Here is a 23,244-nt window from a genome sequence, read left to right as displayed (position 1 = left end):
ATGACCAACCCCTTCGACGACCAGGACGGCACCTTCCTCGTGCTCGTCAACGACGAGAACCAGCACTCGCTGTGGCCGCAGTTCGCGGACGTCCCGGACGGCTGGACCGTCGCCCACGGCCCGGACACCCACGCCGCCTGCCTGGAGTACGTCGAGAAGTCCTGGACCGACATGCGGCCCAAGAGCCTGGCCGACGCCATGGACGCCCGGCGGTAGCCGACGTGACCACCACCGACACCAGGGACGGGGCCCGCGGCACCGCGGGCCCCGCCCGGCCCGGCGACACCGACCTCGCCGGGCCCGGCGACCTCGCCGCGGACCTGCTCACCCCCGAGGCCCGGCGGGACCCGTATCCCTTCTACGCCCGGATGCGGCGCGAGAGCCCGGTCCACCGCAGCGCCCAGGGCATCTGGTACCTCACCCGGTACGCCGACGTCGAGGCGGCGCTGACCGACCTGCGGCTGTCCAACGACCGGGACCGGATGACCCGCGCCTACGTCGCCCTCGGCGGCGACCTCAAGGCCTTCAGCCGGCTCACCGACCGGCTCGGCCGGGTGATGTCCAACACCGACCCGCCGGACCACGCCCGGCTGCGCAAGCTCGCCAACCGCGCTTTCACCGCCCGGCGCGTCGAAGCCCTGCGCGACGGCATCCAGCGGATCGTCGACCGGCTGATCGACGAGGCCGTCGCGGCCGGGCCGACCGCGGACCTGATCGAGGCCGTGGCCGCCCCGCTGCCGATGTCCGTCGTCTGCCGGCTCTTCGGCATCCCCGACGACGACCTCCCGCAGGTCAAGACCTGGTTCAGCCGCTTCGGCCGGCTGAGCGAGGACCTCGACAAGTCCGAGGAGGCGATCGACCAGTACGAGGAGTACCTCGCCGGCCTCATCCGGCGCCGCCGGGCGGAGCCGGGCGACGACCTGATCAGCGCCCTGGTCGCCACCCAGGGGCAGGACGACCGGCTCACCGACTCCGAACTGCTGTCCACCTGCTTCGTGCTGATCACCGCCGGCGACGAGACCACCACCCAGCTGATCGGCAACGGCATGCTGGCCCTGCTGCGCCACCCCGACCAGCTGGCCCGACTGCGCGCGGACCCGGGGCTGATCCGCGGCGCCATCGAGGAACTGGCGCGCTACGACACGGTGACCCAGGCGATCGTCCGGGTCGTCGCGGAGGACCTGGAGATCGGCGGGCGGACGCTGCGCGAGGGCGAGCTGGTCTACCTGTTCCTCGGGGCGACCAACCGCGACCCCGAGCGCTTCGCGGACCCCGACCGGCTCGACCTGACCCGCCCCGACAACCGGCACCTGAGCTTCGGCCACGGCCCGCACTTCTGCCTCGGCGGCCCGCTGGCCAAGCTGCAAGCGGAGGTGGCGATCGGCACGCTGGTCCGCCGGCTGCCCGAACTGCGGCTGGCCGACGAGGCGGCGCTGGAGTGGCGGCCCAACCCGTTGCAGCGGCGACTGTGTGCCCTCCCGGTCACCTACTGACCCATGACGACGACGAAGGAGAACCCGACCATGGCCCGAGAGTTCGAGGTCCGCAAGGAACAGGACCTGCCCGCGACCCCCGAACAGGTCTGGGCCGCGGTCGCCACCGGCGCCGGCAACCTCGGCTGGCTGTACCCGATGGAGATCGAGCCGCGCGTCGGCGGAAAGGTCACCCGGGCCGAGAGCACCGTCGTGGCGTGGGAGCCCCCACACCACTTCGCCGTCCGGGCGACCTTCGGCGACGAGTTCTCCAACACCCTCAGCTATTGGATCGAGCCGGCCGACGGCGGAACCAGCCACCTGCGGATGGGGATCCACTGGGTGCACGAGGGCGTCTGGGACGAACTCTGGGACCGGAAGGCGGACGCGGCGGAGAAGCACGTCCACTTCTACCAGCACGGCCTCGCCGAGTACCTGCGGCACTTCGCGGGCCGCCCCGCCGTCTACGTCAAGGCCGTGCGCCCCGAACCCACCGCCGACCCGGCCGACTTCGCGGCCCTGCGCCGCCGCCTCGGCCTCGCCGAGGACGCGGCCGTCGGCGACCGGCTGACCCTCCACGTCCCGGGGCCGGACGGCGGCCCCGAAGAAGTGGTCGTGGACTGGCTCAGCCCCGACTTCGTCGGCCTGCGCGGCCCGGACGCCCTCTACCGATTCTTCAACGGCAGCACCTGGAACACCCCGATCTGGCTGGCCCACCACCTGTTCGCCGAGGACACCGACGAACCGCGGGCCACCCAGGCGTGGACCGCCTGGCTCAACGACACCCAAGCCTAGGAACCCCGATGCAGACCTCCACCGAAACCCTGCTCTACGCCGCCGAACTCGTCGAGGAGAACGGCACCTACACCCTCGTCGTCCAGGACGTACGACGGGACACCGTCCAGACCACCCCGGTCCCCAAGGGCATGGTCGACAAGCTCCCGACCTTCCTCGCGGCGCTCAGCGCCAAGCTCAACTCCTCACCCTCACGCGGCCGCTGGTAGACCTCGTCGACCCCACGAAGCCGGGCCGTCCGGGACCTCCGAGTCCGGACGGCAGGACTCGTCCGAGCTCGTGGGAAGTGACATGCCGCCGACCAGCCGATCCGGCCGCTGGTGGAACAGAGGATCGACGGCCCCGGATGGCACCTCGACGGCCTCGTGCAGGAGTGGCGGATCACCGACCTGATGGTCTCGACGTATCTGACGGTCCCGCGCCCTGGGCTCTCGGCTCACCATCGACACGTCCTCGGCCGTGACCTGTGGCCTGGTGCTCAGCGTGCGCGGCGCCGGCGTGCTGCTGAGCAGCAGCCTGCTCTACCGGTCCTGGCCGTCCCGGTCGCCCTGCTGCCGCCGGCGGTCCCCGCGGTGCGCCGTCTGCCACGTGCGGTACCGGAACCGTTGTGATGTACGGGTGGCGGGCGGGCCTTGCTCCTCCGGCTTCGCGACCAGGCCGGGTGACCGTGCGTCGGACGGGCCGTAGGGTGCCGGGTATGCCACTTGTCGAGGTGACGTACGCGTCCACCGTGCCCGAGTCCTGTCTGCGCGAACTGGGCGCGGTGCTGCCCCATTTGGTGTCCCTGGCCGTCGAGTGCCCCGAGGAGCCGTACGACGGCGATCTGCGGCCGGGGGACGTCGAGATCCGCTTCCGGCCGCTGGGCCCGCTGGACCGCGGCGGCCTGCCGGTGGTGATCGAGATCAGGTCGAAGTGGTTCGCCGCGAGGGCGGCCAACCGGCAGGAGCGCGTGGACTCGCTCCACGCGGGCATCCGTGCCGCGACCGGGCTCGTCGACTTCGGCGTCTACCTGTCCCTGCCGGTCGCCGCCTGGTCCCAGGGGGATTGAGCAGGCCGGGTGGCCGGTCGCTGTCGCTCACCCGGCCGCGGCACACGCCCGTGCCTCCGCCAGGTACCGCGCCACCGGGCCGAGGGTCAGCATTCCGCTCGCGGCGCCGGCGTGTTCCGTAGGGGCGTCGCGCAGGGCGGCCTCGGCGCGCGCGGCGACCGTGCGCTCGCCCAGGTGCACGGCGGCGCGGGCGGTCAGGCACCACAGGGCCTCCTGCATGTGGTCGCGCGGGGGTTCGGGCACCGCGGCGAGCGCGGCCCGGGCCTGTTCGACCCGGTCCTGGGCGAGCAGCACCAATGGGTGCGCCCATGGCTGGTACGGGCCCCAGTCCAGGCGCGGGTCGGTGGGCGCGGGCCGGTCGTGCAGCAGGCGCAGCCCCAGGAGGGCGAGCGCGAGCAGGCCGCGGTGCAGCCCCGGCATGCCGGCCGTGCGCAGGGCGTCCTCGGCGGCGCGGTAGTGCTCCGCGGCCGCGGCGGCGCCCGGTCCGCCGGGTTCGGTGCTGCGGGTGGCCGTGGTCAGGGCCCGCAGCCATGCGGTGAGGACGGGGACGAGGGGCGCCTCGGCGGTGGCGGCGAGCCGTTCGGCGGCTTCGGCGTGTGAGGCCGCGGTGTCGAGGTCGCCGAGGGCGGAGGCGCTCTGCAGGCGGACGAGTCGTCCGAGGACGGCGAAGTTCGGCAGCTCGTGGCGGGTGGCGAGGTCGAGGATCTCGGTGCCGATCCCGTCCCGTGCGGCGGCGAGCCCGCAGCGGGTGAAGGTCTGCAGGAACACCCCGTTGAGGGCGAACGCCAGCACGGCGGGATCGGCCAGGTCCCGCGCCAGTGCCTCGGCCTGCCGGGCCGCTCGCAGCGCGCGTTCCCGTTCCGTCCCGGAGAGGTCGGCGCCGCGGCTCTCGACGGCGATCGTGGCCAGGAGGCGGGCGCGCAGGTCGGCGGGGCCGTCGGGGCCCAGTGCGGTGAGGGTGTGCTCGGCGGCCGCGACGACGGCGCGGGACTGTCCGGGGTCGTCGGCTCGGCTCCAGAGGGCGGGCACGTCGTAGGCGCCGATGATCCGGGCGGTCAACCGGAGGTCTCCCGTGCGCTGTGCGGCCCGGATCGCGGCGAGGCGGTCGCGCCGCGAGCGGACGAGGGCGTCGCCACCCGCCAGTGCGAGGGTGCGGGCCAGGTCCACGGTGGTGCGTGGGCCGAGCCGTACACCGGGGCCGTTCCACACGGTGCCGGCGCCTTCCGAGGGAGCCGACTCGCGGAGGAAGTCCGCCTCCAGGCGCCGGAGTTCGGGGCCGGGGTCCAGTCCGAGCCGGTCCACGAGCATCGCACGGGCGCGGCGCAGGGCGGCCAGCGCGTCGGCCCGGCGGCCCGCTTGGTGCAGCGCGCGGGCGAGCAGCCCCCAGGCCGGCTCTCGCCAGGGGTGTTCGGCGACGTGGGCACCCAGTTCGGCGACGAGGCCGGCTCCTTCCCCGGAGTCGAGGACGGCGCGGGCTCGCAGCTCGACCGCCTCCAGCCGCCATTCCTCCAGCCGGGTCCGCTCGCGCCGCGCCCATGCGGCGTCGGTCACGTCGGCGTAGGCGGGCCCGCGCCAGGCCGCGAGTGCCGCGTCGAGGTCGGGTACGGCGTCGGGGTCGCGCCGGGCGCGGACCAGGGCGTCCTGGAACCGGTGGACGTCCACGTCCTCGCGCGGCAGGCGCAGCGCGTAGCCGGGGCCTTCGGTGACGAGCACGCGCGGTGGGGTGCGGGGCGGCCGGTCGGGTTCGAGGGCGCGGCGCAGCGCGGCGACGAACGTGCGCAGGGCGCCCACGGCGCGGGCCGGGGGGTCGGTCCACAGGTCGTCGACCAGGGTGTCGGTGGTGACCATCCGTCCCTCGGCGGCGACGAGCCGGGCGAGCACCTCCCGATGGCGGGGCCCGCCCAGGTCGACGGGGCTCCCGTCGTCGCGGAGGGCCCGCACGGCACCCAGCACGTCGATTCGCATGCCCCCATCCTCCGTGCCGGAGCCGACCGCGCCCAACCGTACTGATCGGTTGCTGATCGACGTCGTCCAGGCTGGCCCGGTCACCCCCGACCGGTCCGCGCCGGCCGGGTCACCCCCCGACACGAGAGGACGGTCTTCCCATGACGCTCACTGTTCCCGGCTTCGACCTTGTACGCCTGCCCGGTGCGGACGGTGTGGAGCTGGCCGCCGCCGTCGGCGGCAGCGGCAGCCCGGTCGTGCTGCTGCACGGTTTTCCCCAGACCCACCTGATGTGGCGGCACGTCGCCGAGCGGCTCGCCGGTGAGCACACGGTGATCTGTCCGGACCTGCGCGGCTACGGCGCCAGCGACAAGCCGGCGGGCACCGACCCGGCGGTTTACGCCAAGCGCACCATGGCCGCCGACGTCGTGGCCCTGTCGGCGGCGCTCGGGCACGAGCGCTTCGCCCTGGTCGGCCACGACCGGGGTGCGCTGGTCGCGTTCCGGGCGGGGCTGGACCACCCCGAGACCGTCACGCACCTGGGCATCCTCGACGTCGTGCCGACGCTCGACATGTGGGACGTCCTGCGGGGCGTGCCGGCGGCGGTCGGCTACCACCTCTTCCTGATGGCGCAGCCGCCGGGCCTGCCGGAGACGATGATCGCCAACAGCGCGGACGCCTTCTTCGGCTCGTTCCTCGACGCCTGGGCCGGGGATCCGGCCGCCCTGCCGGAGGACGTGCGGGCCGAGTACCTGCGGGCGAGTGCCGCGGCGGTGCCGTCGATCGTCGCGGACTACCGGGCGTCGGCCGGCATCGACGTCGCGCACGACCAGGCGGATCTGGACGCCGGGTCGCAGCTGGCGATGCCCGTGACGGTCGTCCAGCAGGACTGGGGCGCGCAACTGGGCTACGACGCCGCCGCGGTGTGGCGGGCGTGGGCGCCGGACCTCGACCACCGGCTGACCCGGGCGGGGCACTTCATGGCCGAGGAGGCGCCCGAGGAGATCGCGGCGGCGATCCGGAGCCTGCTGGCCCGGTGAGCGATCACCTGGAAATGGGGGATCGTCCCCGGTTTGGTAAGGTCAGGGTCAGTCAATCGGGGAGGACTCCCCGTTTTCCAGGAGGTATCCATGCCGGCTCCGACGCTCCAGGAACTGTCTCCCACCGGACTCGACGTCACCGTCGACCCCTACCCCGCCTACGCGGCACTGCGCGAGAAGGGGCCGGTCCACCGGATTCTCGTGCCGGGATCCGGTGAAGCATGGCTCGTCGTCGCCCGCGAGGAGGCCCGCGCCGCACTCACCGATCCCCGGCTGAGCAACGACATCCGGCACTCCTCCACATGGACCGACGACGGCGGCCACGCCCTCGGGGTCAACATGCTCCAGAGCGACCCGCCCCAGCACACCCGGCTGCGCGCACTGGTCGCCGCCGAGTTCACGGCCGGCCGGATCCGGGCGCTGCGCACCCGCGTCCAGGAGATCGCCGACACCCTGATCGACGCCCTGCCCGCCGCGGGTTCCGCGGACCTCGTCGCCTCCTACGCACTGCCACTGCCGATGACCGTCATCTGCGAACTGCTCGGCGTACCGGCGGCGGATCGCGCCGGATTCCGCGCCTGGTCCACCGAACTGGTCGCGCCCAGCTCGCCGCAGGCTGTCGGCGAGGCGGCCGGCGCCATGACCGCTCGCCTCACGGCCCTCATCGAGGAGCGCCGGGCCGACCCGCGCGAAGACCTGCTCAGCGCGCTCGTCGCCCCGGCCGCCGACGGGCTCTCCGCCGAGGAACTGCTCGGGATGGCCTTCCTCCTCCTCGTCGCGGGGCACGAGACCACCGTCAACCTCATCTCGGGGACGGTGCTGTCCCTGCTCTCCCACCCCGAGCAGCTCGCCGCCCTGCGCTGTGATCCGGGCCTCGTCGACGGCGCGATCGAGGAGACCCTGCGCCACGACGGCCCGGTGGAGGCCGCGGCCTTCCGCTTCGCCACCGAACCGGTCCGGATCGGCGACACCACCGTCCCGGCCGGCGACAGCGTCCTCGTCTCCCTGGCCGCGGCCTCCCGCGACCCGCTGCACTTCCCCGACCCGGACCGGTTCGACATCCGTCGCAAGCCCGCCGGCCACCTGGCCTTCGGCCACGGCATCCACCACTGTCTCGGTGCCCCCCTCGCCCGGGTGGAAGCCGCCGTCGCCCTGCGGACCCTGATCGAGCGCCGCCCCCATCTCGCCCTCGACGTCGACCCGGCAGACCTCGTCCGGCGGCCGAGCACCATGCTGAGGGGGCTGGCAAGCCTGCCGGTGCGGTTCGACGACGCGACATGATGGCCCCGGTGATCGATCACGAACCCGGCTGGCGGGACGGGGGCATGCGTGGCCGTCCGGAGATTCCCGAGCGCCTCAAGTGCGACCTCGATCTCGACGTCGGCTTCGCCTGTCCGTTCCAAGGCTGCCGGTTCCCCACTCAGGACCGCTGTCACATCATCGACCGCGCCAAGGGCGGCCCGAACGTGTTAGGGAACCTCCTGAGCGCCTGCTCCGCCCGCCCCCCTCTGCCCCACGATCCTGCTGTCCGCCAACCGCCCCCGCCGCGGCGGCGAACGCAGCCATCCGGGGAATCCGGGAGCGTCAGTCTGGACTCCGCCGCTGCCGCTACTGCCGGGCAGCGGCGGGACGGAGGCCTTCACCCTCGGCCGGCGCCGGGAGCTGACACGCCGGGGGATCGGCAACCAGGTGGTCGCCTTCCGGCTCGGCGAGCGCGACGGCCGGGCGCAGGTGCCCGAGTCTGCCGGGCACACTGCTTCACGTGCGTGAACGCAGCATAATTGAACGTGTTCAGAAGCATGGGCTAGGCTGGCTCGCGCAGCCGAGGCACAAGGGGGAGCCCATGAAGGTCGTCATTCCCGGCGGATCGGGGGAGCTCGGAACCCTGCTCGACCGGAGCCTGACCGCCGCCGGACACCAGGTCGTCGTCCTGACCCGCAGGCCCGCCGGCCCCCGGCAGGTCGGCTGGGACGGACGGACCCTCGGAGCCTGGGCGGCGGAGGTCGACGGCGCCGACGTCGTGCTCAACCTCGCCGGCCGCAGCGTCAACTGCCGCTACACGGAGGCCAACCGGCAGGAGATGATGGACTCCCGGGTGCACTCCACCCGGGTCGTCGGCGAGGCCATCGCGGCCGCCCGGAGGCCGCCCGCCCACTGGCTCCAGATGAGCACCGCCACCGTCTACGCCCACCGCCACGACGCCCCCAACGACGAACGGGACGGCCTGATCGGCGGCGGCGAACCCGACGCCCCACCCGCCTGGCGGCACAGCATCGACGTCGCGCAGGCCTGGGAGCGCACCCAGGCGGAAGCCGACACCCCGCACACCCGCCGGGTCGCCCTGCGCACCGCCGCCGTGCTCGGCCCCGAGCGCGGCGGCTCCCTCGACGCGCTCTCCTGGCTGGCCCGGCTCGGCGCCGGAGGCCCGGTCGCGGGCGGCGCCCAGTACGTCTCCTGGATCCACGAACGGGACTTCGCCCGCGCCGTCGAGTTCCTGCTCACCCGCGAGGACCTCGCCGGCCCGGTCAACCTCGCCGCCCCGAACCCGCTGCCCCAACGCGAGTTCATGCGCGAGCTGCGGACGGCCTGGGGCATGCCGCTGGCCCTGCCCGCCACCCGCTGGATGGCCGAGCTGGGCGCCTTCGCGCTGCGCTCCGACACCGAGCTGCTGTTGAAGAGCCGCCGCGTCGTGCCGACCCGGCTGCTCGACGCGGGCTTCGACTTCGACTACCCGAGCTGGTCGGAGGCCGCCCGCAACCTCGTCCGCCGGCTGCGGGGGCGGTAGCCCCGCCCCCGTCCCGCGGTGCGGCAGCTTGGTCACGGGGCCGTCACAGCTCCACGCCGAGGCTTGCTTGGCCCCGGCGCTCCCGGGAGCGTGGAGCCACACGCGTGGAGCCACCCGCGCGGGGCATCAGGGGGCGGGATGCGGACGGTACGGCTGGCGTTCATGCGGCAGTGGGGGAGCAACATCGGGATCGGCTGCGCGCTGGCCCTGGTGGCGTCGATCACGTTGGGCGGATCCGGCGCCGTCGGCCCGGGGGCGGCCACCCTGATCGGCGTGCTGATCGCGGCCGGAGTGGCCGTCGGGCTGCCGTACACCTTCTGGCTGCGCGAGGACGAGGACGGCCTCACCGTGGTCCGGCTGCTGGTCCCGCGCCGCTACGCCTGGTCGGAGATCCGCGGCCTGGCCGTGGAGTTCCACGAGGAGATCGAGACCAGCGCCCACCAGGCCGTCCTCCGGCTGCGCCTCACGGACCCGCCGGGCCGGTACTGGGGCCCGTCGCTCGGCCGGATCGACGTCACCGACGATGACCGGCCGCGCGGCGTCGAACCGCCCGCCCTGGCCGAGCTGTTCGCCCTGTTCGGTCGGCACCGACTGCCCGTGGACCAACCGGAGTTCGCCAACGCCGTGCTCAACGCCCACGGGCTGCCGCGGCTGCCGCCCCCGCCGGTGCGCGGCGTGCCGGTCGGTCCGGTGCCCACGGCGGCGGAGGCATACGCCGACGCCCCGGGCGTCGAGGAGGAGGGCGGCTACCTGGCGACCTGCCGGGACACCGCCACGAGCCCGCCCCGCAAGCGGCGCGAGTACCTGCTGCGCAGCGCCGCACTCGACGACCGGACCGCCCTGGCCGACGGCGACCTCGGCCTCGCGCAGGCGGGGCGGGTGCGCTTCTCGGCCGGTCGGCTGACCGAGCACGACGGCGTCACCGCCGCCGACGGCGACGCCGCGCGGCGGTATGTCCGCCAGCAGTACCTGGCCTGGCACCGGGCCCGCGCCGCCCGGCGGCCGGGCCACCGGGGGCGCTGACGCCCGCCGAGGCTATGGCGGCCGGAGCGCGACGGGCTCTGTCAGCCGAGTGCCCGGGTGATCGCTAGCCTCGACATCATCACCCGCTGACGCCGCCACAGCCTCGCGATCGACGGGGCGGGCCGGCCGCGCGACCGGCCCGCCCCTCGCCGCTACGCCCCCAACAGGTGGTCCAGCACCCGGCCGAAGACCAGGCGCCCCGCCCGGGAGAGGACGGGATCGAACGGCCCAGGCAGACCGGCGACGGTCAGTTCCTCCGTCCAGACCGCCGCACTGCCGCCGCCCACCGCCCGGACCCGCAGCTCGGCCCAGCCGCGCACCGGACGGCCGCGCTTGACCAGTCGGCACCGGCCGTCCCGCTCGGGCCCGGGGGCGACCAGCTCGGTGATCTCCATCGGGTCGTCGAAGCGCAGCGGCCCGAGGACCGTGCGGGCAAGCACGACGTCGCCGACCTCCCGGCCGGTGCCCCGGACGAAGGAGACCCGGGTGAACGGCACCCGGTCCCCGTGCCGGGGCCAGGCCGTCAGTCGCTCCCAGCACTCGGTGGGCGGCAGCGGCGTACGGCGGATCAGGAAGAAGCGGGCCACAGCCCGTCAGCCTAGCGACAGATCGGCTGCCAGGGGTGTGGCCCGGGCAGCCGGGCCGGCGCCCGTGGGCGGCTCCGAAGGGCCGGCTCAGCCTTGGGCCGCTCCGCTGGGCGTCTTGTCGGGGTCCTCCGGCCGGGTGCCGTTCGGGGCGGCTTCGCCCCCGGGCGAGCCTTGGCAGTTCCCGTCGGCGGGCGGCGCCGCCTCCGGCAGGTGCGCGTGCTGGTCCGGCGGGTAGAACTGCCGGGCCCAGTGCCGCATCGCGCCGATCGGCCCGTCGCCCGCGGCGAGCCGGGGCGGCGACACGTACCGCTTGGTGGACCAGATCGGGAAGTCGGCCGAGGTGAACTCCAGGCTGTACTTGAACATCGGGGCGGCCAGCAGCCTGGTCATCGCCCGGCTGAGCGCCCGGGCGATGACCGGCGGCAGGCTGTCAGGCTCGTTCATCACGAAACGGCTCGCCTGCCGCAGCTGCATCCGGCCGGGGGCGACCTGGGTGGCCATCACCAGCGAGCACATCTCCAGGCCGAGGGAAGGGGTGCGCACATCGGTGTGCAGGGCGGTGAGGCCGTACCCGTCGACCTCGACGTCGACCTGGCGCGTCCCGAGCAGCGGGAAGGTCTCCAGGACCCGCATCGAGATGTGGAAGCCGGTGCCGTCGAATTCCACCGGGCGCGCCAACTCGCCCTGGGGCCAGCCGTGCAGGGTGACGAAATGGCCCAGATCGAAGGAGTTCTCCATGACGTCCTGGGCGTAGCCGGGCATTTCGAAGGAGGTGTACCGCAGGGGCCGGCCGCCGAGCCGGTGCCAGACGGGGATCTCCCAGTACGGCTCCCGGCCGGCGTGGTGGCGCCAGACGAAGACCGTCTCGTTCACCTCGCGTACCGGCAGCTGCGTCAGCGCCGCCTTGGGCGGCGGGGTGCCGTACCCGGTGCGCACGCAGCGGCCGTCGGTGTCGAAGGCGAACCGGTGGAAGGGGCAGACCAGGTCGTTGCCCTCGACCGAGGCCAGGCCGAGGTGGGCGCCCAGGTGGGGGCAGTACGGGCGGATCGCGCGCAGACGGCCGTTGCGCGGCCGGTACAGCACCACGTCCTCGCCCGCGAGTTGGCGGGTGAGGACGGTGCCGGGCGGGAGCTCGGCGGAGAATGCGAGTGCGGACCAGCCGTCGGGATAGGGCAGCGCGGGTGGCAGGGCGACGTCGGCCGCGGTCGGGCGGCTGCTGACGGGGTGGACGTGTTCGGACACGCGCATGAGTTTCTCCTGTCGGTCTGCCCGGCGCCGCCCCTCCCAGGCGATTAGCGCTCGAACAGAATGGAATTCAGATGCTATCCACGGATGACGAGTGGGTGCACGGACAATCCACCTGACTCCTAATAAGTCTGATGATGTGTTAGATCAGTGGAATCTCTGTGTGACGGCCGATCATGGGGGTCTCGGCGTGGGGTCGCCGCGCCGGGCCGTGCGCCGGTGCGCCGGGTCGGTGAACTCGCCCAATTCAGTTGGTGAGACGCCGAGTTGGCGATCCGCGTGGATGTGGTGGAGCATAGGCCGGGCCCCCGGTCTGTTGCGGTGCGCCCGCGCCGCGGCCGAGGCGTCGTACGGCTGCTGGGGAGGAGGCGGTTCCGGTGACTCCGGTGGAACGTCCGTTTCTCGTCCGGGGGAAGGCGGTACCCCTGGCCAGATACCTGGCGGAGGAGGCCATCGAGGGCCTGGTGGCCTGCTCGTGCATCGGGAACGAAGTCAGCATCGACCTCGCGGACACCAGGATCCTGGTGAACCTGGTCGAGGTCGCCGACGTGCTGCGACTCGACTTCCACATGGTCCAGGACGGTCCGGCCAAGCCGCGCTCCTGGTCGCGCCGACTGCCCGTTGGCACCGGTCCGCGCGAGATCGCGTCCCGGATAGCGCTGGACGTACGGACCCTGGAGCGCGAACTGGCACCACTGCGCCGGCGCCCGCCCCAGGCCGCACCGGCGCGTCACCGTCCGGACTGAGGCCGGCGGGGCGAGATCGGCGGGCCCGGGTCCGGCGGCGCGGGGCGCCGCGGGATCCGGGCCCGCTGCCGTCCATCATCCTTGCCGGAAAGGGGTGTTGGGATCGTCCTCACTCCGAAGGGCGCGCCCGGACATCCGGAGCATCACCTCCCACTTGGCGCGCGTAGAAACGTTCTTCCGCTGTACGTCTGGTCGTTGCCCGGCGCGGGCGGTAGGGATCTGGTGGCGCTGCTACAACCGCAGCGCCCAACCTTTCCCATCCGTGGTCACACCGCCGGGCCGCGAGCCCGGGCGGCGGTCAGGAGCGAGCCTCATGTGGAGCACCCCGATTCCCCGGACGACCCCGAATGCCCCGAGAATGCGGCGGGTTCGGCGCCGAACGCCGGCGGCGGCCTCCGCCGCGGCCGTGGTGGCGGCGCTGGTGGCGCTGCCCGGCGGCGTGGCGCAGGCGGCGTCGCCCGACATCGTGATCAGCCAGGTGTACGGCGGTGGTGGCAACTCCGGTGCCCCGTACGCCAATGACTTCGTCGAGCTGTACAACCGCGGCACGGCGCCGGTGTCCGTCACCGGCTGGACGGTGCAGTACGCCTCGGCCACCGGCTCCAGCTGGTCGAAGACCGCCCTCTCCGGCACGATCGCCCCCGGCCACTACTTCCTCGTCCAGGAGGCCGCGGGCAGCGGGACGGGCGCCGCGCTGCCGACGGCGGACGCCACCGGCAGCATCGCCATGTCCGCGACCTCCGGCAAGGTCGCCCTCGTCACCAACGGCACGGCGCTGACCTGTGGTTCGGGCTGCGCGACCCAGCCCGGGGTGAAGGACCTCGTCGGCTACGGCAGCGGCGCCGGCTCCGCCGAGGGCTCGCCGACCGGCAACCTGTCGAACAGCACCGCCGCCCTGCGCGCCGGCGGCGGCGCCACCGACACCGACAACAACGCGGCGGACTTCGCGATCGGCGCGCCCACGCCGCGTAACTCCTCCTCCACCGGCGGGGGCACCCCGAACCCCGGCGGCACCCGCATCCACGACATCCAGGGTGCCGCCCGGGTCTCCCCGCTGGCCGGCAGCGCCGTCAGCGCGGTGCCCGGCGTGGTGACGGCCGTCGGCCCCAACGGCTTCTGGTACCAGGATCCGCAGCCCGACGGCGACCCCGGCACCAGCGAGGGCATCTACGTCTACACGGCCGGCGCGCCCTCGGTCGCGGTCGGCGACTCGGTCATGGTCAGCGCCACCGTCAGCCAGTACCGCCCGGGCGGCACCGGCGGCACCAACAACCTGTCGATCACCGAACTGACCGGTCCCACCGTCACGGTGGTCGCCCACAACGTGCCGCTGCCCGCCGCCACCGTGGTCGGCCCGGGCGGACGGATACCCCCGTCCGCGGTCATCTCCAGCGTCACCTCCGGCGACGTCGAGACCGCCGGGAACTACCAGCCCGCCACCGACGGCCTGGACTTCTGGGAGTCCCTGGAGGGCATGCGGGTCGAGATCGACAACGCGGCCGTGGTCGGGCCGAGCAACTCGTACGGCGAGGTCCCCGTCGTCCCGCAGGGCAGCGGCACCCGCACCAATCGGGGCGGCATCCTGCTCCAGCCGAACGACGGCAACCCGGAGCGGGTCGTCCTCGGCAAGGCGCTCGCGCCCACCCCGACCGCCAACGTCGGCGACACCCTGACCGGCGCCACCGTCGGCGTGCTCGACTACGCCTTCGGCAACTTCACCCTCCAGGTCACCGCGACCCCGACGGTCACCCCAGGCACCACCACCCCCGAGGTCACCGCCGCGCCGACGGCCGGCCAGCTCGCCGCGGCCACCTTCAACGTGGAGAACCTCGCCCCGTCCGACCCGCAGAGCAAGTTCGACGGCCTCGCGGCGGGCATCGTCACCAACCTGCGCTCGCCCGACCTGGTCGCCCTGGAGGAGATCCAGGACAACAGCGGCGCCACCAACGACGGCACGGTGAGCGCGACCCAGACCCTGGCCAAGCTGACCGCGGCCATCACCGCGGCCGGCGGCCCCGCCTACTCCTACCGCGAGATCGACCCGGTGGACGGCCAGGACGGCGGGCAGCCCGGCGGCAACATTCGCCAGGTGTTCCTGTTCCGCACCGACCGCGGGCTGTCCTTCACCGACCGGCCGGGCGCCGGATCCACCACCGCCGACTCCGTGGTGAACGCAGGCGGCACCCCGCAGCTGGCCTACTCCCCGGGGCGGATCGACCCGACCAACGCGGCGTTCAACTCCAGCCGCAAGCCGCTGGCCGGTGAGTTCCGCTGGAACGGCAAGCCGGTCTTCGTGATCGCCAACCACTTCAACTCCAAAGGCGGCGACCAGCCCCTCTTCGGCCGCTACCAGCAGCCGGCCCACCCCTCGGAGAGCCAGCGGCACGTCCAGGCGACCGTGGTGAAGAACTTCACCGACCAGATCCTGGCCGTGGACCCGAACGCCTCGGTCATCGTGCTCGGCGACCTCAACGACTTCGAGTTCTCCCAGACCGCCGACATCCTCACCGCGGGCGGCTCGCTCGTGGACCTGCCGCGCACCCTGCCGCTGCCCGAGCGCTACACCTACGTGTACGAGGGCAACTCGCAGGTGCTGGACCACATCCTGATCTCCGGCGCGCCGGCGGCCACGTCGTACAGCTACGACATCGTGCACATCAACAGCGAGTTCAGCACGCAGCTCAGCGACCACGACCCGCAGGTGGTGCGGATCCCGCTGCCGTAGCGGGCCTTCCGGACGACGGTGCCGGTCTCCCCGCCGCGGGCGGGCAGGGGGACCGGCACCCGTCTTCGGCTAGCGCGTCACCAGCCAGGACAGGCGGGCCGTCAGCTTCGCGCGCAGCGCCGGGTCCGCGACGGCCGGGGTCGGGTCGGTGGCGACGGCGGTGAGCAGGTGCGGCCGGGAACGCGGCCCGGTCAGCTTGAGCTCGGCGAGGTCCAGCGCGGTGCGGCCGTCCAGCCGGGGCAGCTCCCGGCCGTCCAGGTACCAGCGCAGCCGGGTGCCGGGCACCGGCAGGTCGACGCTCAGGCGGTCCGCGGCGGTGAGCCGACTGCCGTCGGCCGTCGGGCTGGTGAGCGGCGTCGCGTGCCGGTAGAAGCCCGCGATCATCGCCTCGCGGCCGGGCAGGTTGAACTCCCGTCCGAGCGAGCGCATGATCGAGTTCTCGGTCGGCCGGTAGAGCCCGGTGGGGTAGTAGCCGCCGCCCTCGTAGGCGCCGACGGTGCCTCCGTCCGGCGAGGCCTGGCCCAGCCAGCGCGACCACTTGGTGCCCTGCCGACGCATCGTGTCGGCGGTCAGGGTGCTGAGGTTGGCCTCGATCGGTTCCTCGCCCTGGTACGTCCCCTGGCCTTCGTACGCGTACTCGTCGGCGATCTTGCCCAGCGAGTGCCCGGTCTCGTGCACCGCGATCTGCCCGGACTTGGCGTTGCCGCCCGCCACGGTGGCGATCCCCTCGTAGCCGACCGGGGAGGTGGAGTCGTTGTAGCCGGCGCCGCCGTACTTCGCGCTGTTGGCCACCACGAGCACCAGGTCCGCCTGCGGGGCCTTCGCCGCATACGACTCGACGGCCTTCTCGTCCACGCAGAGCAGCCGCTCGATGTCGCCGCACCAGAAGTACGAGCCGAGCGCGGTGTGCCGCACGGTGGCCCGGTCCGGATCCCCGGTCACCCCCGACTCCGGCGAAACGGCGGACACCGCCCAGACGTTGAACAGTCCGCGGTAGGTGGCGTACGGCTCGACGGCGCTCAGCTCGTTCCACTTCGCGGTCGCGTCCGTGCGGAACTTCTCCTGCTCCTGCGCGGTGTAGCCGTCGCCGATCACCACCACGTCCAGCTTGGCGGCCGGGTCCCCGTTGTGCACCAGCGGGGTGACCTCACCGTCGCCCCGCACCGGTGCGAGGCCCTGGGGCCGGGCGGCGAGGTACGGCGAGGCGGCGGGTGCCTGGGCGCGGGAGATGCTGCCGTCCTCGGCGAACACCTCCACCGGGTGGGTGGTGCCGGTGCCCGCCGGTCCACCCCAGGCGGGCGCGGCCCCGAGCGCCGTCCCGGCGAGTATCGCGGCGAGCAGGGCGGTGGCGGTCCTGGCGGCGGTGCGGTGCACGGGCGTCCTCCTGGGGGAGCGGTGTGTGGCCTGCCCCTTCCCATGGCGGGGACCTGACAACCCCGAGTGTCGCGCCTGGCAGAATGGTCACCATGATCGAAAACCGGCGCACCAGCTCTTCAGCCAGCGAGTCGAGGCCTCCGCTGACGGCCGACCTCACCGGCTCCGAACTGCTGCGCTGGTACTGGACGCTGGACGAACTGACCGGCCTCGCCCGAACGATGGGCGTCGCCCGGCACGGCGGCAAGACGGCGCTCACCGCCCGGCTCGCCGCGGCGCTGGACGGCCTGCCGCTGCCTCCCGCCCCCACCCGCCGTCGCGCGGCGACCGCGCAGCTGGCCGCACCCGTCGACGGCGACACGGTGATCCCGCCGGGCCAGCGGTGCAGCCAGGTCCTGCGGGCGTACTTCGTCGAGGCGATCGGCCCCGGCTTCCACTTCGACGCCCATCTGCGCGACTTCATCGCCCGCGGCGCCGGTCGGACGCTGGCCGACGCCGTCGCCCACTGGCACGCCACCCGGGTGGAAGCGGCCGGAGCTCGCGAGATCGGGGAGCAGTTCGAGTTCAACCGCTTCACCAGCGCCTGGCACCGGCAGAACCCGGCCGGCACCCGCGCCCAGGCCCGCGAAGCCTGGCACGCCCACCGCACCCTTCCCAAGCCCCACGCCGACGAGCGCGATTCAGCCGCCGCAGCCCCCACCGCACCCGCTGCCGCAACTGCCCCCGCAGCCGCTGTGCCCCCCGCCGCCGTCGCTTCCGTTCCAGCCTCCGCCGCTGTCACTGCTGTCGCCGGACGAGCGTGAGTTCCCGCCCGAGCCGCCTCGGCGCAGCGCGCCGACGATCGTGGCGCCGATGATGACGATGCCGAAGACGATGAAGAAGCCCATGAAACTCACCTGAACGCTCCCCCCGTGACGTGCCGCACGAGACGCATCGTGGACGGTGGCTGAACAGCCCCCGGGTGCCGGAGACCGACGAGTTCGCGGGAGGCGGATCAGCCGGGTTCGCACCACTGCGCGTGGCGGCGGTACTTCATTGTGCTCGCGGGCACTGACACTGAAACGCCGTCGGCCTTGGTGGAGTGCGCGCCGGCGGCCGTGATCCGTACGGGACGGACCACGGCCGCCGGCACCACGCGTGCCGGTCTACTTCTTCGGCGGGTTCCCCGATGCCTTGTACACCGCCTTCAGGATCGAATGATCGTCCCAGACGTCGTTCGACCCCTCCCACACGATGACGGTGGAGAGCCCGAGCTTCCGGGTGAACTCGATCTTGTCCGTCGCCGTGGCCGGGGTCTCGTACCAGATGTTGTGCTGGTACTTGTAATCGCCCGGAACGGCCTTGAGGAACGGCGGACGCGCCGTCGCCCCCTCCACCTTGATGTTGGGCGGGTTCTTCGACGCGGCGTCCGGGAAGTCCTTCAGGATCTCGGACCAGCGGACGACCTTGTAGCCCGGAGGCTTGTCTCCCGTCACCGGGTCCTTGTCCTTCTCGTAGGAGAAGTCGTAGCCGTAGATGGGCACCCCGACACCGAACTTCGCCCGAGGCGCCTTCTGTCCCGTGCCCTGCCAGTTGGCGAACGCGTTGAACGTCCAGTACCAGAGGGAGTCCTCGACGCTCCAGACCGGATTGTCCGCGGGCTTGCCCTTCTGGGTTCCGTCCTTGAAGAGCGGCCAGTCGAGTTGCTGCTCGGCCCCGTACCGCTCCTCCAGCTTGTCGTGCGGGCACCGATGGGCGAGCGTGTGCGGTCCCACGGGGGAAGCGTTCCAGGACCCGGTGTAGTCGTAGGACATGAGCCCGATCCAGTCGAGGTGCTTGGCCAGACCCGCGCCGTCGTAGTCGCTGCCGTACCACGACGTCGCCGTCACCGCCGCCGACAGCACCTTGTCCTTGCCGAGCAGTTCGCGGAGCTTCTTCGCGAACTCCGCCAGGCCCTTGCCGGCCGGGTCCGGACCGACCTTGCCCGGCGGCTTGGCAGCCTTCGCGGCGGCCCGCCCGGCCTCGTCGTCGCTGTACCGCCCGCCCTGGTCCTTCTTCGCGCCCAACTCCCACCAGCATTCGAGATCGAGGTCGACGCCGTCGAACTTCTTGCTGGTGCAGAAGTGCGCGACCTCCTCCGCGAGCTTGAGGAAGGCCTTGTCGTCGGGGTGGTTGCCGCCGATCGCCATCAGCTCGTTGAACGCGAGGTCGTTGGCGCCGCCGAGCGCGACCATCAGTTTCACGCCCCGCTCCCGCGCCGGCTTGTCGAAGGCGGCCAGCGCCGCCTCCACGGCCGTGATGGACTTGGCGTCAAGGGTGCCGTCCTTCTTGTCGCTGACCGTGATGAAGCTGATCAGACCGTGCGTCATGTACTTGAACTGCTCGGTGTTCTTGAGGTACTCCGCCCCCCGCCACGTCGGGAGGTACACCACCACGTTCGACGCGCCCGTGAACGGCGGGAGCTTGGACGTGTTGTCCGGGTCGTCGTAGATCTCGTCGACGAGCGCCCAGCCGTTGTTGTTCGGGTCCCCTACGCCGGGCTTGACCTTGCCGTCCGCCCAGAACGCCGTCTGCCATGCGCCACCGGCGTAGGTGCACTTGTCGCCCGTCGGATGGCCGGCGTCGCGCGGCACCCACTTCGGCCATTCGGATTCCGGGTAGTCCTTCTTCCATCCCATGCCTGGTCGACCTCGTTTCCGTTGCTGTTTCCGGCATGTCCTCGACCGCTGCCGTGGCGGCGGCGAGTCCGGTGGCCGTGCGCCACCGATCGGGCCGTTCGCCCTGGGGATGCCGGTGTCGGCGGCTCGAACCGCCGCCCGTCGTGCGAGTACGAACCCATGTGGTTCGGAGACCCGGTCCACCCTGGTTCGGCCTGGGGTGTCCCGCGCCCGCCGAGCGCGCCCGTTCGTCGCGGCCGTCGGCGGAAGTCGGTCCGATGGCGGTAACGGCGGCGGTCAGGCTGAGGGCGTTGTGCCGCTGGCCGGCCGCCTCGTTCGTCCTCGCACAGAAGACGACGCTACCCGGCTCGGCGGGTTGCCGCGCGCCGCCGGACCCGGACGGCTGGGAGCGTCGGGGCCGGGGTGGCGGCGTGCACTCCTAGGTCCCTGCTTCCCGGGGTGTCGGCCGTTCAGGCGTAGCGGTCGAACAGGGCCTGTACGTAGTCCTCCAGGCGCTTGGCCAGGACGGGTGGTGTCAGGTCGACGCGGCCCAGTTCACGCCAGGGTTCGGCCACTTTCTGCGCGTCGGGGGCGAAGGCGAGGGCGTCCAGCAGTCGCCAGTACAGGTGGTCGCGGCCCGTCGCGAGTGCGCGTCCGCCCGCCGCCGTGTAGCGGTCGGCGAAGGCCAGGCCGGCTTCGGGGCCGTGCAGCAGCGCCAGCGCGGTGGAGCAGTGGGCGACGTCCAGGTCGGCCGGGCCCCAGGACGTCTCCACCCAGTCCACCACCCCCGAGATCGCCAACTGCCCGCCGCTGCCGGTGAACAGGACGTTTCCCGGGTGGAAGTCGCGGTGCAGGAAGCATCCCTGCCACGCGGGCGCCGCGGCGTCGATCACCTCCACCGCCCGCGCCCACAACCGAGCCCGCCCCGTCCCCTCGGGCACCACGACCCGGTCCGCCGCCGTCCACGCCTGCCAGGTGCGCGGCCGCTCCCGCTCGCCGACTTCGAGGGCGTGCACGGCGGCCAGCTGCGCGGCCAACAAGGCGGCGCGCGCCGGGGCCTCGCCGTCCTCGGCCAGGCGCACACCGCCGGGCAGGTGCGTCATCACCAGCGATGGATGCTCGCACGCCGCCCCTTCCCCGTCGACGCCGACCAGGCGCGCCGCCGGCACGGTGCTGTCCTCCAACAGGCGCAGCACGCCCGCCTCCCGAGCCAGCAGGGCGGGTGCGTGACGGCGGTAGAACGGCTTGACGAACGAACGCAGCACCAGCGCGTACGGGCCGGTGCCCGCACATTCGACGTCCAGGCGACGCATCCGCGAGGTCCACCCGCCCTTGAGCGCGCTCACCCGCGCGATGCGCTCGCCGGGCGCGAGGTGCCCCTGAACCCACCGCCGCGTGCCGTCCCACCCCTGGCCCCACGGCCCGCCGTCGTCGATCACGAGCGCCAAGCCTACGCCCCGGGCCGTGAGCGCGTGGTGGGCTGTCAACTTCCGTGTGGTGCGTACAGTCTTCGACCCCGTCGCCGAGCCGGGTGTCCTGACCCTCGCTCAGGCCATCGCTTCGGGTGGGTGCCTGATTGTTTAACGGCCGCCTCGACCCGCGCGAAACCCCGCTGCCCGGTCAGGACACCTTCGCTCCTGTCACGAGTCGCTTCTACAGCATGCATGACGTCACGCACGATGATGAGCGCCTGCGTCGGGCTCACGCGTTCGTCGCGGCGGGTCTGGCTGACGGGTCGTTCACCCCTGTTGTCGACCGTGTCTTCGAGGGCCTTGATGCCGTCGTCGAGGCCCACCGTTACCTCGAAGCCGGCGCCCAGGCTGGGAAGATCGTTCTTACCGTCGGCGAATGATCCCACCCTGGGGGCTTTGTCGCGAGCGGGGTGTGCCCTCGTCATCTGCCTTTGACCGGTGCCGTGTTGGCCGTGGCTGCGTTGGCGGCCGGAGAAGCGTGGTTCGAGTTCTTCGGTGCGGAGGGTGTTCATTTTGGTAGTGCCTACGTAGTGCCGGGGGAAGGGTCCTGCTTGGCGTAGGCCGGTGAAGTGGTGGCTGGTGGTCGATCGTTCTTGCTCGCTACACCCGCCGCGAAATGGCCGCGCTGTGCGTTGATCTGGGTGGTGGCAGGGTCCTCGCCGTCGGGGACGGCCGGGTGCTCAGCTGCGGGTTCACGGTTGCCTGACCGCACGCCACAGGTGGTGGCGTGCTGCGGCCCGCGGGCGGTTCGGGTGGGTTGTTTGTTCAGGCGGCTAGGCACAGGCTTTCGTTGTGTGTGGTGGATGTGGTGTGGCTATGGCGGGTGAGGTTGTTTCGGGCATGGGAGAGGAGGTCGGTGAGGGTGAGTCCGAGGGCTTGAGCGGTGGCGGCGAGTATTTCGGAGGAAGCTTCTTTGCGGCCGCGTTCGATTTCTGACAGGTAGGGCATGGAGATCCGGGCTGCTTGGGCGACGTCTTTCAAGGTGCGTTGTTGGATGAGTCGCTCGTGTCGTAGTACGTCGCCGATGAGGTCGCGCCACAGCGGTTCCCTTCCTCGCGGGGAGGCTTCTTGTGGGCGTAGCGGGGTAGGGCGGGTTTCGTCGGGTGTGTGAGTGCTCATCTGTTCAGCGTCGGGTATCGGTGTCGAAGGGGGAAGGCGGTGGCGTTCTGCTGTGGGTGAAGCCGCCCGGTGTGCGGCGTGCGGTGAGGGGTGGCACGCTGGGTGCGGTCCATCTGGGCGTGGTGGTGAGGGAGATGAGTTGTGATGCAGGTAGCGGTGGTCACCTTCGACGGGTTCAACGAGTTGGACAGCTTCATCGCTTCCGCGTTGATCAATCGTTGCCGTGCCGGGGGTCTGGAGGCGTTCCTCACGACGCCGACGCCGCGGGTGACATCGATGAACGGGGTCGAGGTGGCCGGGCAGCGTCCGTTGGAGTTCACGGCCGAGGCCGATGTGGTGCTGGTCGGTAGCGGTGTGCGTACCCGTGACGTGGTCGCCGACGGTCGTGCACTGGCCGCTGTGACGCTCGACCCGGCGCGGCAGCTGATCGGCTCGCAGTGCTCCGGGGCGCTGGTGCTCGCGCACCTTGGCCTGCTGCGGGGCATGCCCGCATGTACGGATGTGACGAGTCGGCCCTTCGTCGAAGCCCTCGGTGTCACGGTGCTGGACGCGCCGTTCCATGCGGAGGGGAACATTGCCACGGCCGGTGGCTGTCTGGCCTCCCAGTACCTCGCCACCTGGGTGATCTGCCGCACCCTGGGCGAGGACGCCGCCCGTGAGGTCGTCGACTACGTCGCCCCGGTCGGTGAGAAGCGCCAGAGCGTCGAACGCGCCCTGCGGGCCGTCCGTTCGGCCGAGCCCGCCCGGCCTTGACAGTTCGAAAGGGGGATGCCGGGCTGGGTTTGGGTGGTCAGTTGGGTTGATTCGTTTGGTTGTGAGGTTGGTGTGTTGCGTGGGTTGCTGATGGGTGCTTCCTGTCGTCTGTTGTTGGGTTTTGTGGTTCTCGTGTTGGTTGTTGTTGTGGGTGTCGCTGTTGCCTCTGTCCTCTTGGCTTGCTTGGCCCGTTGAGGCGCCCGCGCGCCCCGGCCCCCGGCCCCCGGCCCCCGGGCCCCCGCGCCCCCCGGCTCCGTGGCCTCCCGACCCCCCGCCCCCCCCGCCCCCCTGGCCCCCCTGGCCCCCCTGGCCTCCCGGCCTCCGGGGCCCGTGGCCCCCCCCGGGCCCCGCGGCCCCCGGGCTCCCGGTCCTGTGTGGGTTGGGGGGTTGGGGGGTTGGGGGGTTGGGGGTGTGTGGGTGGGGTTAGGGGGTGTGGATGGTTTGGCCTGGGGTGAGGATGTGGGTGGGGTCGTAGTGGTT

21 protein-coding genes are annotated in these 23,244 nt (G+C 72.6%); 14 read left to right on the top strand and 7 right to left on the bottom strand.

Annotated elements, in window-relative coordinates:
• The 5 genes from QWJ13_RS30455 (at window position 1) to QWJ13_RS30435 (ending at window position 3,315) form a co-directional block, all read left to right on the top strand.
• Window positions 1-216 (top strand): MbtH family protein, encoded by a 216-nt coding sequence (locus QWJ13_RS30455; protein ID WP_316528535.1) that lies wholly within the window; start codon window positions 1-3, stop codon window positions 214-216.
• A 5-nt stretch (window positions 217-221) separates the two neighbouring features.
• A complete protein-coding gene (locus tag QWJ13_RS30450) occupies window positions 222-1,493 on the top strand; it encodes a cytochrome P450 (RefSeq protein ID WP_316528533.1) in 1,272 nt (423 codons plus the stop codon).
• Between the two features lie 3 nt (window positions 1,494-1,496).
• Window positions 1,497-2,267 (top strand): SRPBCC family protein, encoded by a 771-nt coding sequence (locus QWJ13_RS30445; protein WP_316528531.1) that lies wholly within the window; start codon window positions 1,497-1,499, stop codon window positions 2,265-2,267.
• A gap of 8 nt (window positions 2,268-2,275) precedes the next feature.
• Window positions 2,276-2,476 (top strand): hypothetical protein, encoded by a 201-nt coding sequence (locus QWJ13_RS30440; RefSeq protein ID WP_316528530.1) that lies wholly within the window; start codon window positions 2,276-2,278, stop codon window positions 2,474-2,476.
• Window positions 2,477-2,964: 488 nt separating this feature from the next.
• Entirely contained in the window at window positions 2,965-3,315 is a 351-nt protein-coding gene (locus QWJ13_RS30435; protein WP_316528528.1) for a hypothetical protein, read from the top strand.
• Between the two features lie 27 nt (window positions 3,316-3,342).
• On the opposite strand, the gene QWJ13_RS30430 is transcribed toward QWJ13_RS30435, so the two are convergent.
• Window positions 3,343-5,280, bottom strand: coding sequence for an AfsR/SARP family transcriptional regulator (locus tag QWJ13_RS30430; protein ID WP_316528526.1), 1,938 nt, complete (start codon window positions 5,278-5,280; stop codon window positions 3,343-3,345).
• A 140-nt stretch (window positions 5,281-5,420) separates the two neighbouring features.
• Here QWJ13_RS30430 and QWJ13_RS30425 point away from each other — a divergent pair, with 140 nt between their 5' ends.
• The 4 genes from QWJ13_RS30425 to QWJ13_RS30410 all read left to right on the top strand — a co-directional run bounded on the left by QWJ13_RS30425 (window position 5,421) and on the right by QWJ13_RS30410 (window position 10,107).
• Entirely contained in the window at window positions 5,421-6,299 is an 879-nt protein-coding gene (locus QWJ13_RS30425) for an alpha/beta hydrolase (RefSeq protein ID WP_316528523.1), read from the top strand.
• Between the two features lie 90 nt (window positions 6,300-6,389).
• The gene (locus QWJ13_RS30420) at window positions 6,390-7,580 is read left to right on the top strand and encodes a cytochrome P450 family protein (protein ID WP_316528522.1); all 1,191 of its coding nucleotides are present in this window, start codon (window positions 6,390-6,392) and stop codon (window positions 7,578-7,580) included.
• A gap of 562 nt (window positions 7,581-8,142) precedes the next feature.
• Window positions 8,143-9,084 (top strand): TIGR01777 family oxidoreductase, encoded by a 942-nt coding sequence (locus tag QWJ13_RS30415; protein WP_316528520.1) that lies wholly within the window; start codon window positions 8,143-8,145, stop codon window positions 9,082-9,084.
• Window positions 9,085-9,222: 138 nt separating this feature from the next.
• A complete protein-coding gene (locus QWJ13_RS30410) occupies window positions 9,223-10,107 on the top strand; it encodes a hypothetical protein (RefSeq protein WP_316528518.1) in 885 nt (294 codons plus the stop codon).
• 152 nt (window positions 10,108-10,259) lie between these two features.
• On the opposite strand, the gene QWJ13_RS30405 is transcribed toward QWJ13_RS30410, so the two are convergent.
• Together QWJ13_RS30405 and QWJ13_RS30400 are read right to left on the bottom strand one after the other, a co-directional pair.
• Entirely contained in the window at window positions 10,260-10,694 is a 435-nt protein-coding gene (locus QWJ13_RS30405) for an SRPBCC family protein (protein ID WP_316528516.1), read from the bottom strand.
• 87 nt (window positions 10,695-10,781) lie between these two features.
• A complete protein-coding gene (locus QWJ13_RS30400; protein ID WP_316528513.1) occupies window positions 10,782-11,942 on the bottom strand; it encodes a Rieske 2Fe-2S domain-containing protein in 1,161 nt (386 codons plus the stop codon).
• 383 nt (window positions 11,943-12,325) lie between these two features.
• On the opposite strand from QWJ13_RS30400, the gene QWJ13_RS30395 reads away from it, so the two are divergent.
• Both QWJ13_RS30395 and QWJ13_RS30390 read left to right on the top strand, forming a co-directional pair.
• Window positions 12,326-12,685 carry a hypothetical protein gene (locus tag QWJ13_RS30395; protein WP_316528511.1) on the top strand — a complete coding sequence of 120 codons (360 nt, stop codon included), beginning with the start codon at window positions 12,326-12,328 and terminating at the stop codon, window positions 12,683-12,685.
• A 358-nt stretch (window positions 12,686-13,043) separates the two neighbouring features.
• The gene (locus QWJ13_RS30390; protein ID WP_316528509.1) at window positions 13,044-15,410 is read left to right on the top strand and encodes a DUF8508 domain-containing protein; all 2,367 of its coding nucleotides are present in this window, start codon (window positions 13,044-13,046) and stop codon (window positions 15,408-15,410) included.
• A 69-nt stretch (window positions 15,411-15,479) separates the two neighbouring features.
• Here QWJ13_RS30390 and QWJ13_RS30385 read toward each other — a convergent pair whose 3' ends face one another.
• Window positions 15,480-16,784: a M64 family metallopeptidase gene (locus tag QWJ13_RS30385; RefSeq protein WP_316528507.1), complete on the bottom strand. Its 1,305-nt coding sequence runs from the start codon at window positions 16,782-16,784 to the stop codon at window positions 15,480-15,482.
• Between the two features lie 92 nt (window positions 16,785-16,876).
• Here QWJ13_RS30385 and QWJ13_RS30380 point away from each other — a divergent pair, with 92 nt between their 5' ends.
• Complete coding sequence (locus tag QWJ13_RS30380; protein WP_316528505.1) at window positions 16,877-17,587, top strand: DUF6434 domain-containing protein; 711 nt, start codon at window positions 16,877-16,879, stop codon at window positions 17,585-17,587.
• A 342-nt stretch (window positions 17,588-17,929) separates the two neighbouring features.
• Here QWJ13_RS30380 and QWJ13_RS30375 read toward each other — a convergent pair whose 3' ends face one another.
• Together QWJ13_RS30375 and QWJ13_RS30370 are read right to left on the bottom strand one after the other, a co-directional pair.
• Window positions 17,930-19,441, bottom strand: a complete 1,512-nt coding sequence (locus tag QWJ13_RS30375) for a glycoside hydrolase family 18 protein (protein ID WP_316528503.1) — start codon at window positions 19,439-19,441, stop codon at window positions 17,930-17,932.
• 449 nt (window positions 19,442-19,890) lie between these two features.
• On the bottom strand, window positions 19,891-20,859 hold the full coding sequence (locus tag QWJ13_RS30370; RefSeq protein WP_316528501.1) for a phosphotransferase family protein: 969 nt from the start codon (window positions 20,857-20,859) through the stop codon (window positions 19,891-19,893).
• 137 nt (window positions 20,860-20,996) lie between these two features.
• On the opposite strand from QWJ13_RS30370, the gene QWJ13_RS30365 reads away from it, so the two are divergent.
• On the top strand, window positions 20,997-21,272 hold the full coding sequence (locus tag QWJ13_RS30365; protein WP_316528499.1) for a zinc-binding dehydrogenase: 276 nt from the start codon (window positions 20,997-20,999) through the stop codon (window positions 21,270-21,272).
• 385 nt (window positions 21,273-21,657) lie between these two features.
• Here the strand turns inward: QWJ13_RS30365 and QWJ13_RS30360 are convergent, their stop codons facing one another.
• The gene (locus QWJ13_RS30360) at window positions 21,658-22,011 is read right to left on the bottom strand and encodes a helix-turn-helix domain-containing protein (RefSeq protein WP_316528497.1); all 354 of its coding nucleotides are present in this window, start codon (window positions 22,009-22,011) and stop codon (window positions 21,658-21,660) included.
• A 144-nt stretch (window positions 22,012-22,155) separates the two neighbouring features.
• Here QWJ13_RS30360 and QWJ13_RS30355 point away from each other — a divergent pair, with 144 nt between their 5' ends.
• Window positions 22,156-22,764 (top strand): DJ-1/PfpI family protein, encoded by a 609-nt coding sequence (locus QWJ13_RS30355; RefSeq protein WP_316528892.1) that lies wholly within the window; start codon window positions 22,156-22,158, stop codon window positions 22,762-22,764.
• Window positions 22,765-23,244: the final 480 nt, after the last annotated feature.

The organism is Kitasatospora brasiliensis (genome assembly GCF_032654805.1).
GTDB classification, from domain to species: Bacteria; Actinomycetota; Actinomycetes; order Streptomycetales; family Streptomycetaceae; genus Kitasatospora; species Kitasatospora brasiliensis.
This window is presented reverse-complemented; position numbering and strand designations above follow the sequence as displayed.